The organism is Caballeronia sp. SEWSISQ10-4 2, from assembly GCF_030464885.1.
Taxonomy (GTDB): Bacteria; Pseudomonadota; Gammaproteobacteria; order Burkholderiales; family Burkholderiaceae; genus Caballeronia.
The window spans coordinates 52,054-64,616 of sequence record NZ_JALPRJ010000010.1 but is presented as its reverse complement, the minus strand read 5'-3'; the positions used below and the strand labels follow the sequence as shown (position 1 = coordinate 64,616).

General features: G+C 59.7%; 10 protein-coding genes. 7 read left to right on the top strand and 3 right to left on the bottom strand.

Annotation, left to right across the window (positions count from 1 at the left end; all coding sequences use genetic code 11):
- Window positions 1-143: 143 nt before the first annotated feature.
- Both M0D69_RS09045 and M0D69_RS09040 read right to left on the bottom strand, forming a co-directional pair.
- The gene (locus M0D69_RS09045) at window positions 144-1,721 is read right to left on the bottom strand and encodes a sensor histidine kinase (RefSeq protein ID WP_301781687.1); all 1,578 of its coding nucleotides are present in this window, start codon (window positions 1,719-1,721) and stop codon (window positions 144-146) included.
- A 23-nt stretch (window positions 1,722-1,744) separates the two neighbouring features.
- A complete protein-coding gene (locus tag M0D69_RS09040; protein WP_301781686.1) occupies window positions 1,745-2,488 on the bottom strand; it encodes a response regulator transcription factor in 744 nt (247 codons plus the stop codon).
- Window positions 2,489-2,714: 226 nt separating this feature from the next.
- Between M0D69_RS09040 and recA the strand changes: the two genes are divergently transcribed.
- The 7 genes from recA (at window position 2,715) to M0D69_RS09005 (ending at window position 11,873) form a co-directional block, all read left to right on the top strand.
- Window positions 2,715-3,791: a recombinase RecA gene (gene recA, locus M0D69_RS09035; protein WP_047895822.1), complete on the top strand. Its 1,077-nt coding sequence runs from the start codon at window positions 2,715-2,717 to the stop codon at window positions 3,789-3,791.
- 16 nt (window positions 3,792-3,807) lie between these two features.
- Window positions 3,808-5,427, top strand: coding sequence for a recombination regulator RecX (recX, locus tag M0D69_RS09030; RefSeq protein WP_301781685.1), 1,620 nt, complete (start codon window positions 3,808-3,810; stop codon window positions 5,425-5,427).
- 274 nt (window positions 5,428-5,701) lie between these two features.
- Window positions 5,702-6,373 (top strand): DUF2889 domain-containing protein, encoded by a 672-nt coding sequence (locus tag M0D69_RS09025; RefSeq protein WP_301781775.1) that lies wholly within the window; start codon window positions 5,702-5,704, stop codon window positions 6,371-6,373.
- Window positions 6,374-6,544: 171 nt separating this feature from the next.
- A complete protein-coding gene (sucC, locus tag M0D69_RS09020) occupies window positions 6,545-7,726 on the top strand; it encodes an ADP-forming succinate--CoA ligase subunit beta (protein ID WP_367619696.1) in 1,182 nt (393 codons plus the stop codon).
- 131 nt (window positions 7,727-7,857) lie between these two features.
- Window positions 7,858-8,739, top strand: coding sequence for a succinate--CoA ligase subunit alpha (sucD, locus tag M0D69_RS09015; RefSeq protein WP_031359567.1), 882 nt, complete (start codon window positions 7,858-7,860; stop codon window positions 8,737-8,739).
- Between the two features lie 154 nt (window positions 8,740-8,893).
- The gene (locus tag M0D69_RS09010; RefSeq protein WP_301781684.1) at window positions 8,894-9,604 is read left to right on the top strand and encodes a TerC family protein; all 711 of its coding nucleotides are present in this window, start codon (window positions 8,894-8,896) and stop codon (window positions 9,602-9,604) included.
- A gap of 448 nt (window positions 9,605-10,052) precedes the next feature.
- On the top strand, window positions 10,053-11,873 hold the full coding sequence (locus tag M0D69_RS09005) for a Wzy polymerase domain-containing protein (RefSeq protein WP_301781683.1): 1,821 nt from the start codon (window positions 10,053-10,055) through the stop codon (window positions 11,871-11,873).
- 192 nt (window positions 11,874-12,065) lie between these two features.
- Here the strand turns inward: M0D69_RS09005 and moaC are convergent, their stop codons facing one another.
- A complete protein-coding gene (gene moaC / locus M0D69_RS09000) occupies window positions 12,066-12,545 on the bottom strand; it encodes a cyclic pyranopterin monophosphate synthase MoaC (protein WP_301781682.1) in 480 nt (159 codons plus the stop codon).
- Between the last annotated feature and the right edge of the window lie 18 nt (window positions 12,546-12,563).

Sequence of the window (12,563 nt, the reverse complement as noted above, 5' to 3'; positions counted from 1 at the left end):
TTCTGACGTGGCGGGGGAGAGCGCTGAGACGTTTCATTATCTTCATATTGTTTTAACGTCTTCTAATTAGGTGACTTTAATCGTCGTTCATCGTGCAACATCGCTCTAAATTGCGTCACGCAGAGTCGTCATGCAAAATTCGATCAGGGTTTGTCCCGGGCAGGATAAACCCGTTGTAAGCCCACTCTGACGAGCGTTCCGGCTTGCCGCGGCGCTTCGTTGTACACGTGATCGTCTATATCCAGCGTGCCGCCGTGCATCGTCACGATCTCCCTGACGATGGCAAGACCGAGTCCGCTGCCATCGCCTTCACGACCGAGAATGCGATAGAACCTCTCAAGCACTCGTGTCCGTTCAGCCGCTGGAATGCCCAATCCCGTGTCTTCCACTTCAAGAAAGACGTGGCGCGTGTCGGACTCGTCGGCGCGAACGCGAACCGTGATCCGGCCACCGGGCGGGGTATAGCGGATGGCGTTATCGATGAGATTCGACAGCATTTCGCGCAGCATCACCGCGTTGCCCTCGACTTCGACCGGATGCGCCGGCTCCTCATAACCAATGTCCATCTGCTTGGCCAACGCGGCCTGCACCCAGTCGCGCACGGCGAGCCGCGCGAGATCGGTCAGCTCCACGCGCGAGAAAATCTGCCCTGACATCCGGTTCTCCGCGCGAGCCAGTGCGAGCAGTTGCGTGACCAGCCGCGCCGCGTGCTCGGAACTGGTGGCTATCTGTTCGAGCGAGCGCTGCACTTCCGCCGATACATCCTGCCGCAACGCAAGCTCCGCCTGCGTCCTCAAGCCCGCGAGCGGCGTTTTCATCTGATGCGCGGCGTCGGCTATAAAGCGCTTCTGCAACTGCATGTTCTGTTCGAGCCGGTTGAGCAGGTCGTTGAACGACGCCACCAGCGGCGCGATTTCCGGCGGCGCGCGGCTCGCTTCAAGCGGCGAAAGATCGTCGGGACGCCGGGCCCGGATATTCGATTGCAGCGCATGCAGCGGCGCGAGCCCACGCGACAGCCCGAACCAGACCAGTACGATTGCCAGCGGCAAAATCACGAACTGCGGCAGGATCACGCCCTTGATGATGTCGTTGGCCAACTGGCTGCGTTTATCGAGCGTCTCGGCCACCTGAACCAGCACCGGATGCGGCAGCGACGGCGCTTCCACCGTCGTATAAGCAACGCGAATGTCGTTGCCACGTAGTACGTCGTCACGAAATTCCACGATGCCGGGCTGCGGCCGGTCATCGTCGTGTGGCAAGGGCATGTCCGCGTCGCCGCCGACCAACTCACCGCGAGTACCCAGCACCTGGAAAAACACGCTATCGACGTTATCTGCGCGCAGAAAGTCGCGCGTGGCGCTCGGCAGCCGCAATTCTGCGACGCCGTTCACCGGCTGGATCTGCCTCGCGAGCACATAGGCATCAGTCTCGAGCGCACGATCGAACGGCCCGTTGGCGATCGACTTGGCGACGAGATACGTGACCGCGATACTCATTGGCCACAACAACAGCAGCGGCGCGAGCATCCAGTCCAGAATCTCGCCGAACAGCGAGCGCGGCGCCGGCTCGCCGTCAGGCTCGAGTTCATCGGGCGGCGCAAACGGATTGGCGTAACGCGCGTCGCGGGACGCGTCGGGGTCGGCTCCGGGTAAATCCGGCGAAGGGTGTGCTAGCTCGCGCAACACCGGTGCGGCGCGCTCGGGGGATGCTGGCGAGCCCATGGCGTAGTTACTCGTGGTTACTGTTACTTATGATGCAGGCTGGGCGAGACGGGCTCGTCGGCATTCGCCGGGGCAGACGGAACAGAGGGGGCCACCGCGGCAACGGCTTTTTCAAGGCTATAGCCTAGCCCGCGAACGGTTATGATGCGCGCCCCGCCGGGCTCGATTTTTTTTCTTAGCCGATGGACATAGACTTCGATCGCGTTGTTGCTGACTTCCTCGCCCCACTCGCAAAGGTGGTTGACGAGCTGTTCCTTCGACACCAGCCGGCCAACCCGTTGCAGCAAGACTTCGAGCACGCCGAGTTCGCGCGCCGATAACTCGATGACCTGTTCGTTGATAAACGCAATGCGTCCGACCTGATCGAATGAAAGCGCACCGTGTTTGACGACCGTCGGACCGCCGCCCGCGCCGCGCCGGGTGAGGGCGCGCACGCGGGCTTCGAGTTCATTCAGCGCGAACGGTTTGGCCATGTAATCGTCGGCGCCGAGGTCGAGTCCCTTGACGCGTTCGTCGACACTGTCGGCGGCCGTCAGGATGAGCACGGGCATCTGCGAATTACGGGCTCTGAGGCGTCGCAGGACTTCGAGGCCGGACATCATCGGCAGGCCCAGATCGAGGATCAAAAGGTCGAAAGTCTGGAGCGAAAGCGCGTTGTCCGCGTCCACGCCGTGCCGCACATGATCCACGGCATAGCCCGATTGGCGGAGTGATCGAATGAGACCGTCCGCGAGTATGCTGTCGTCTTCGGCAATGAGGATTCGCATCGTAGTGTGCGCAAAAGGCATTGCCGGCACCGCAATTCGCCCGGCGCGGCGGTCTCCAGGTGTAGTGGTGTCCCGCATGGGTCGAACGTGGCGTTGAAACTACGTGCACCGATCGGACTTGCAAAAACACCTGTTTTTTTATACAGTGTCTGAAGCAGTGCGCCCGACCGGGAAAAAGTCCCAAGGGCATGCGCCAGACGCCGTTCATCATAGCAAAGGACGATTCATGGAAGATAGCAAGAAAGGCCCGGGCGGGATGTCTGCAGAGAAGAGCAAGGCGCTCGCCGTCGCGCTCGCGCAGATCGAGAAGCAATTCGGCAAGGGGTCGATCATGCGACTCGGCGCTGGCGAAGCCATTGAAGACATTCAAGTGGTCTCGACCGGTTCGCTCGGACTGGATATCGCATTGGGCGTAGGCGGCTTGCCGCGTGGACGCGTAGTGGAAATCTACGGTCCGGAATCGTCGGGCAAGACCACGCTGACGCTGCAAGTGATTGCCGAAATGCAGAAGATCGGCGGCACGGCAGCGTTTATTGACGCGGAACACGCGCTCGACATCGCTTATGCGCAAAAGCTCGGCGTGAACGCGTCGGACCTGCTGATCTCGCAGCCGGACACGGGCGAGCAGGCATTGGAAATCGCGGACGCACTCGTGCGCTCGGGTTCCATCGACATGATCGTGATCGACTCGGTCGCGGCGCTGGTGCCGAAGGCTGAAATCGAAGGCGAAATGGGCGATTCGCTGCCGGGTTTGCAAGCACGTTTGATGTCGCAAGCGCTGCGCAAGCTGACCGGCACGATCAAGCGCACCAACTGTCTGGTGATCTTCATCAACCAGATCCGCATGAAGATTGGCGTGATGTTCGGCAACCCGGAAACCACCACGGGTGGTAACGCGCTGAAGTTCTACGCATCGGTGCGTTTGGATATTCGCCGTATCGGTTCGATCAAGAAGAACGACGAAGTGATCGGCAATGAAACACGCGTGAAGGTGGTGAAGAACAAGGTTGCGCCGCCGTTCCGCGAAGCTATCTTCGACATTCTCTACGGCGAAGGTATCTCGCGTCAGGGCGAAATCATCGACCTGGGTGTGCAGGCCAAGCTCGTTGATAAGGCGGGTGCCTGGTACAGCTATAACGGCGAACGGATTGGCCAAGGTAAGGACAACGCACGCGAATTCCTGCGTGAGAATCCGGAAATGGCGCGTGAAATCGAAAACAAGATTCGCGAGTCGCTGGGCGTCAATGCAATGGCCGACGCAGTTGCGCCGGGTGTTGCCGAAGTGGCGGACGAAGAAGAATGAGTTTTAGGCGGTAAAGATGATGCGCAAGAGCCGGTTCGGATCGAAGGCGGGTCGCGATGCAAGTCGTGACACGGAGCAGGACCTAAAGGAAGATCCGGACGGCTCGAAGTCCATCAGCGATGACGACGAAAGTCGCGACGCTGAGGAAGGCGTCGATCGCTACGAACGAAGCAGCGATCGATACCGCGCAGCAGCAGGCGAACGCGCCGGTGCGGAGGGATCTGCGCCGGCGCGTCGTTCGTTTGGAAACAGCTTCGCGAAAAGCGGTGGCGGGTCGGGCGGGAAAAGCGAAGGCGGTGGTGGGTTTAAAGGCGGTGGGTTTTCCAGCGGCAAGAGTTCGGGCAGCGGAAGTGGCAGTACCAGTAGCTTCGCCAGGAAAGGCAGCTTTGGGCGCCCCGCTAGTTCAAGCTTGTCGTCGTCTGGCAGCAGCAAGGCTCAGGCAATTGCCGCGAGTTTGGAAGTTGCCGGTGAAACCACGCAGTCAGACACCGAGCCGGTGTTCGAACGGTCGAGTGATCGTGCGTATCCGAAACGTGGATCGTTTGGCGGCGGTGCGTCGGCGCGGTCGTCTTCAGATCGTGCATCGGCAGATACCCCGGCTGAATACGAGCGATCGAGTGATCGCAGCAAATTTGGACGTGGCGGGTTGACTGGGCGCAAAGCGGCTAGCTCGGCCTTGCGTGGAAAATTGTCGCCTCAGCCTGCTGAAGGCGACGATGTTTTCGAACGATCCACCGATCGAAAAACCAGCCGTCGCGTTTCGCCGAAGTCGGCAAAACCCGCTGACGGGAAAAGCGCCGAAAGCGCCGATATAGCGGTTGTGCCGCAAGTTGACGAGCAACGAATTGAATCGGTGCAGAATAATTCGCCCGCTGGATTAGAGGTGATCGACGCCGAGGAACGCTTAAAGCGCGCTCGGGCAGTGCTGGAGCAGGCGCTTGTTCAATCACAGGCCGAGCCCGCAAAAGTTGCCAGAAAATCGCAACCGAAACCTGCGGTTATTTCTCCGGGCATTGTTGGAGACGCTAGCATCGACATAGCCGATCCATTCGAACCCTTTGAACAGTGCGCGCCATCCGTAGCGGAAGTGGTCAGCGAAAACCAAAATACCGAATCGGTTTATTCGCGCGGATCCAACGGACGTGCAAAGACATCGGCAGCCGGAGATTCCAAGCGAAAGGGGCCGCAACTATCGTTACGCGGACGTGCGCTGGGTTATCTATCGCGTCGCGAACACAGTCGCACTGAGTTGTCTCGCAAACTGACGCCGCATCTCGGCGAAAACGATTCGCTCGATACCTTGCTCGATGCGCTCGAGCGTGAGGGGTGGTTATCGAATGAGCGATATGTCGAAAGCGTGCTTCATCGACGTGGCACTCGCCTCGGCACAAACCGGATCGTCAATGAGTTGAAGCGGAACGGTATCGACGAGACACTGATTCAGGATGCCGGCGCTGAATTGAACAAGACCGAACTTACTCGTGCCCGCGAGGTCTGGAGTAAAAAATACGGTGAACCTCCAACCACTCCGGCCGAACGCGCGAAGCAAGCCCGCTTTCTCGCCACCCGGGGTTTCACCAGCGGCACGATCATGAAAGTGCTGAAAGCGGGTGACGACGAATTTATCGACGAATAGACGTCAGGGTCGAAATTCGGCTCATACGGGCGAGGCGGTTAACGAACAACCAAAAGCCCGGTTCGCCCGCAAAACAGCGAACAAAAAAACACAACCAAAAAACCCACCTCACTCACGTTGAGCGGAATCACCCACCTCCCGCGACCAACGCGAAACAAACCCACGCACAACGCCGTGCATTCCCCCTCAAGCCTCCCCGCCGCAACTCGGTCCGGCTGAAAACGGCCAGTATGGTAAAATTTCGGCGTTTTCTCATTCCGGCCTTCCTTTGCACATGCCGCTTTCTCCGCCCGTTTCCCGACAGTTGCGCCATCGCCGCGCGATTCGAATGGAAGCGTTTGAGCGTGAAGATGGCTTGTGGGATATCGAAGCCTGTCTAACCGATGAAAAGCCGCGCGACGTCAAACTCGCGACGGGCGTCCGGCCTCAAGGCCTGCCGATCCATGAACTCTGGCTGCGCATCACTATCGACCGCTCGTTCACTATCGTCGACGCCGAAGCGGCTTCGGAGTGGGCACCGTACAGCAGTCTTTGTGCAGCATCGAACCCGGCCTATCGCGCGCTCATCGGCCTCAATCTGGTGCAAAATTTCCGTCGTGAATCCAGCCGATTGCTGGCCGGTACAACCGGTTGCACACACATCACCGAACTCTGCGCCGTACTGCCCACAGCCGCCATCCAGGCATTTGCCGGCGAAGTGTGGAACACCGAAACAGGCGGCGCGCCCGGCAAACCAGCCGGTAGTTCCTCAGACAAAGAAACAGACAGCAACAAACCCCCATTTCAGCTTGGCCGTTGCAACGCATTGCGTTTCGACGGTGAAGCCGTGCGGCAATATTATCCGCGCTGGTTCGGCCATGCGCCCCGAAGCGCGGCCAACCGGATGGCGGATAAGGACAACCCCAAAAAGGCCGGGTGCGAAGTTGAACCGGCTCAGCAAAACTAGCGAAATCTAGCAAGAGCAGGTTCACAGAACTGGCCGACCAAGACGAGCGGTAAAAGCAGCAAGATCAGCAGAAATCAGCATGACTCCGGAGGCGCGTATCGTCGACGCCGGAAGCAACGCTCAACGTAATCCAAGTAATCCACGTAATCGAAGTTCAATCCAACTCTCAGACTGAAGGAATCACGCATGAAGATTCACGAGTACCAGGGAAAGGAAATCCTGCGGAAGTTCGGCGTCGCGGTCCCGCGCGGCAAGCCCGTGTTCTCGGTGGACGATGCGGTCAAGGCCGCCGAAGAGCTGGGCGGCCCGGTTTGGGTCGTCAAGGCTCAGATTCACGCTGGCGGTCGCGGTAAGGGCGGCGGCGTGAAGGTTGCAAAGACGCTGGAACAGGTTCGCGAATATTCGAACCAGATCCTCGGCATGCAACTCGTCACGCACCAGACCGGCCCTGAAGGCCAAAAGGTGAACCGCCTGCTGATCGAAGAAGGCGCGGACATCAAGAAGGAACTGTACGTCGGCCTCGTGCTCGACCGCATCACGCAAAAAGTCGTGGTGATGGCATCGAGCGAAGGCGGTATGGACATTGAAGAAGTCGCGGAAAAGACGCCGGAACTGCTGCACAAGTTCGCCGTCGAGCCGTCGACGGGTCTGCTCGACAAAGACGCCGACGACCTCTCGCGCAAGATCGGCATCCCCGAAGGCTCGATCCCGCAAGCGCGTGCGATCCTGCAAGGCCTGTACAAGGCATTCTGGGAAACGGACGCATCGCTGGCGGAAATCAACCCGCTGATCGTCACCGGCGACGGCAAGGTGATCGCACTGGACGCCAAGTTCAACTTCGACGCCAACGCGCTGTTCCGGCACCCGGACATCGTCGCGTATCGCGATATCGACGAAGAAGATCCGGCTGAAGTGGAAGCATCGAAGTTCGATCTGGCCTACATCTCGCTCGATGGCAACATCGGCTGCCTGGTGAACGGCGCCGGTCTGGCAATGGCAACCATGGACACGATCAAGCTGTTCGGCGGCGAGCCGGCCAACTTCCTCGACGTGGGTGGCGGCGCCACGACCGAGAAGGTCACGGAAGCCTTCAAGATCATGTTGAAGAACCCGGGCCTCAAGGCAATCCTCGTGAACATTTTCGGCGGCATCATGCGCTGCGACGTGATCGCGGAAGGCGTGATCGAAGCGTCGAAGGCCGTGTCGCTGAAGGTTCCTCTGGTCGTGCGCATGAAGGGCACGAACGAAGATCTCGGCAAGAAGATGCTGGCGGATTCGGGCTTGCCGATCATCGCGGCCGACAGCATGGAAGAAGCTGCGCAGAAGGTCGTCGCGGCAGCCGAGGGCAAGTAATCCAGGCTTGTTTGTTGTCAAACCAGACACCGGATTACGAGCGTTCCACCAGATACGAAAGGCGCCGCTTTTGCCTGAGTGCTCCATGAGCATTCGAGGCGCGGGCGACGTCGACGAACAGAGGTCACACTATGTCGATTCTGATCAACAAAGACACCAAGGTCATCACCCAGGGTATTACCGGCAAGACCGGTCAGTTCCACACCCGCGCTTGCCGCGAGTATGCGAATGGCCGTGAAGCGTACGTTGCGGGCGTGAACCCGAAGCGCGCCGGCGAAGATTTCGAAGGCATTCCAATCTACGCAAGCGTCGCGGAAGCGAAGGCTGAAACGGGCGCAACCGTTTCGGTGATCTACGTACCGCCGGCGGGCGCCGCTGCTGCCATCTGGGAAGCAGTCGAAGCCGATCTGGATCTCGCGATCTGCATCACGGAAGGCATTCCCGTGCGTGACATGCTTGAGATCAAGGACCGTATGCGTCGCGAAAATCGCAAGACGCTGCTGCTCGGACCGAACTGCCCGGGCACGATCACGCCGGACGAACTGAAGATCGGCATCATGCCGGGTCACATTCACCGTAAGGGCCGTATCGGCGTGGTGTCGCGTTCGGGCACGCTCACGTACGAAGCAGTCGGCCAGTTGACGGCTATTGGCCTTGGCCAGTCGTCGGCAGTGGGTATTGGCGGCGATCCGATTAACGGTCTGAAGCACATCGACGTCATGAAGATGTTCAACGACGATCCCGATACGGACGCCGTGATCATGATCGGCGAGATCGGCGGCCCGGACGAAGCGAACGCGGCTTACTGGATCAAGGACAACATGAAGAAGCCGGTGGTTGGCTTCATCGCTGGCGTCACGGCTCCGGCCGGCAAGCGCATGGGTCACGCAGGCGCGCTGATTTCGGGCGGTGCGGATACGGCCGATGCCAAGCTGGAAATCATGGAAGCGTGCGGTATCACTGTCACGAAGAACCCGTCGGAAATGGCGCGTCTGTTGAAGGCGATGCTTTAAGGGTTTAGGGAACGGCCGATCGACAGGAAACGCGGGGCTGCGCTATGCTTACGTAAGCCTTTCGTAACACGTCGGTTCTAAATGCGGGGGAGCTCAGGCTTCCCCGCTTTTTTATTGTGCGTCCTTTCTGTCGCTGTTGTTCACCGGTTTTTTCATGCTCGAATTTTTCGCCACGCTTCATTGGGGCGCTGTTCTACAGATCATCGTCATCGATATCCTCCTTGGCGGCGATAACGCCGTCGTCATCGCGCTCGCCTGTAGGAACTTGCCGGCGAAACAGCGGACGCGCGGCGTGCTGCTTGGCACGCTTGGGGCCATTGTGCTGCGGGTCGCGCTGATCTCGTTCGCGGTGGTGCTGCTCGATATCCCGTTCCTCAAATTCGTGGGCGGCTTGATGCTGCTGTGGATCGGCGTGAAGCTGATGATGCCGGATCACAGCGACCCGAATATCAAACCGTCCGATCAGCTGTGGACTGCTGTCAAGACGATCATCGTGGCCGACGCTGTGATGAGTCTCGACAACGTCATCGCGGTAGCGGGGGCTGCCGAAGCTGCCGATCCGCAGCATCGGTTTGCGCTGGTCGTCTTCGGGCTGCTCGTAAGCATTCCGTTGATCGTGTGGGGCAGCACGCTGGTGCTGAAGCTGCTCGATAAATTCCCGATCGTGATTGCACTTGGCGCCGGTTTGCTTGGGTGGATCGCGGGCGGGTTGATCATCGACGATCCGTTCATCGACCGCTGGCCCGCGCTGAACGTGCCGAGTGCCGAGTACGCCGCGCGCGTGGCGGGGGCGGTGCTGGTGCTGGCCGTCGGCTGGTATTTCCGGCGACGCGTGCAGGCCGCGGAATCGAAAGCCGCGCACTAATTTGGGCGTTGCGCGTTGCGCGTTGGCCGTCTGGCTGACTGCCGAGGCTGGGCTGGGCTCAATAAGATCGAAGCGTCTGGATTGCATTACGCAACCAGGCGCTTCGTCTTTTTGGGCGTTCAGCGATGACAGCAGCGGTGTGCGGGTTCAAAAGTGTGGATAGCGGCCAAGCGTGGTTTCGAAGACTTCTCATGCGCGGAAAGTTAAGACGCGTCGGGATGCCGGACGTAACGAGCTGAAAGGCTGACCGCATGAAACCGTAATCGCGTGAATCGAGGTACTGACACCTCAGAGCGAGCACGCGGATTGCGGCTAGCCCGGATGTTTCGCCGAAACCACCACGGAATTTCCACGAATGACGGTGATTTCGGCGCATTTCATGCCACGTGCCGCACAGCATGGGTAATTTTTTGTATAGTGCGCCGGTTGCCGACGTTCCCGACCCCACATGCCTTCAAACATCGCGCGCTACCTTTCTCTTGCGGTCCTCTCTCTGGCGTTGACGATCCCGTTCGCGGTCGTCAACCACACCTATCCCATTCCGACCTTCTACGCCGAGTTCAGCGCGCTGGCGTTGTTCCTGGTGCTCGGGGGGGCGATGGTGCTGATCGTGCGTCTCTCCGAACCGCGTGTGCCGTTCGCGTCGCCGGTCATGGCGTTGATGCCGCTTGTGCTCGGCGTGCTGCTCGTGGCGCAGACGGTGGTGTTGCCGGTCGCGCAGCCATCGATGAACTGGCTCGGCGGCGGTTACTTGCTGGCGTCGTTTATCGCGGTGCATACCGGTTATGGTTTTGTGCGCGCGGGTCTCGCCGAGAAGGCGTTGCGCTGGGGTGCTGCAGCGTTGATCGTTGGCGGCCTGTTCGCGGTGTTCTGCCAGGTCGTGCAGTTGTTCCATATGGAAGCGAAGTTTTCGCCGTTCGTGGTTGCCTATAACGTCGTGATCGAACGGCGGCCGTTCGGCAACATGGCGCAGGCGAATCACCTCGCCACCTACATTGCGTTCGCAACGGCGGGCGCGCTGTATCTCGTCCAGACACGACGCCTGCCGGTGATCGTATGGCTCGTTCTCTCCACGATATTTTCAGCAGGGCTCGCGTTGACCGTGTCGCGTGGACCGTGGCTGCAGATGGGCGTGATCGCTGTCGGGGGATTCTGGATGGCGTTCATTCAGAGCCGTTCGACCGTGGCCGACGATCCGGATGGTCCTGCGAACGGCGCCGCTCGTCGCAAGACCCGCGCGTGGCTGATTCCGGTCGTGCTGCTCGTGTTGTTCTTCGCCGTGAACGCCGCGATTCGCTGGGCGAACTTGCGTTATCAGCTCGAACTCGGCCAGTCGGCGGCGGAACGGATGCAGGACGCGAACCAGATCGCGCCGCGGCTTGCGCTCTGGAAGTACGGCTGGACCATGTTCCTGACGCATCCTTTGCTGGGTGTCGGTTGGGGCGAGTTTCCGCTGCATCAGTTCGAGTTCGTGCGGGAGCTTGGTGGTGTGGAGATCGCGAACAATTCGCACGATATCTTCATCGACTTGCTCGCGAAAACCGGTCTGCTCGGCATGGCGATCGTGCTGTTCAGCGTGGTGTGCTGGCTCGTGCGCGTGCTGCGCGCGCCGCATACGCCGGCGCGGATTTTTGCGCTTTCGCTGCTCGGCGTGCTGATGATGCATGCGCTGGTTGAGTATCCGCAGCAGTACATGTTCTATCTGATGCCCGCGATGCTGATTTTCGGTTTGCTCGAGACGCGGCCGTTGCGGCTGGTATCGCGTTCATTTTCCTATGGGATGTACGTGGTTTTGGTTGTGCTCGGGCTGGCTTCGCTGTATCCCATCTTGCGCGACTACAACCGTTCGGAAGTGCTTTACTACGGTAGCCAGCCGGCTGAGCAATATCGTGCAGATCCGTCGTTCTTGTTTGGGGCCTGGGGCGAGTACGGCGCGGCGACGCTGCTGCCGATGAACAGTCAGGACCTCGCCGCCAAGCTCGGGATGCATCGTCAGGCGCTTGCGTTATTGCCCGGGGAAACCGTGTTGCGCCGTTATGCTGTGTTGCAGGCGCTGGCCGGACAGACGCAGGATGCACTCGATACCATCGTTCGGTTGAAAATCTTCTCCACCGAGCTTCACGACTGGCCCCAGCAACTGGCGAACGTTTATCAGTTAATCGACGATCAGGGCAAGCCGCTGGCTGGGTTTAAAGCCGAGCTGGTGAAGATGTACGGCGTGCCTGCGCCGACGGCGAATGACGATGACAGCGATGATGAGGATGAGTGAGGCGGCTTGATCGTTGGCAGTGGCTAGGGCTCGGAGGTTCAAAGCCAAAGAGATCGATCGTTGACGAAAAAAAAGGCGGTTCCGACTTGTCTTGGAACCGCCTTTTTTCTCGACTAAACGAGCTCGATTGCTGACCGGCAGCAGTGATTTGCCACGAGTCGATGCCCGCGGCGATATGCAAATACCCCTTGATCAACTCCCCGCCACCCAATTCCCCGATTTCCCCCCGTGCTTCTCCATCACGCGCACGTTGTTGATGGTCATCCCACGATCCACCGCCTTGCACATGTCATAAACCGTCAGCAGTCCCACCTGAACGGCGGTCAGCGCTTCCATCTCCACGCCCGTGCGCCCGACCGTTTCCACGCGGACTTCGCAAAACACGCCGGGCAGGTTTTCATCGATGGAAAAATCCACCGCTACCCGCGTCAACGCGAGCGGATGGCATAGCGGGATCAGATCGGAGGTCCGTTTCGCGCCCTGGATCGCTGCGATTCGCGCGACGCCGAGCACATCGCCTTTTTTGGCCTTGCCGTCGCGGATCAGCGCGAGCGTGGCGGGCAACATCACAATTGAACCGCGCGCCACGGCTACGCGGCGCGTCTCGCTTTTGTCGCCGACATCGACCATGTGCGCTTCGCCAGAAGCATCGAAATGTGTAAGTCCGGACATAAACTCTCCTTGCAACGG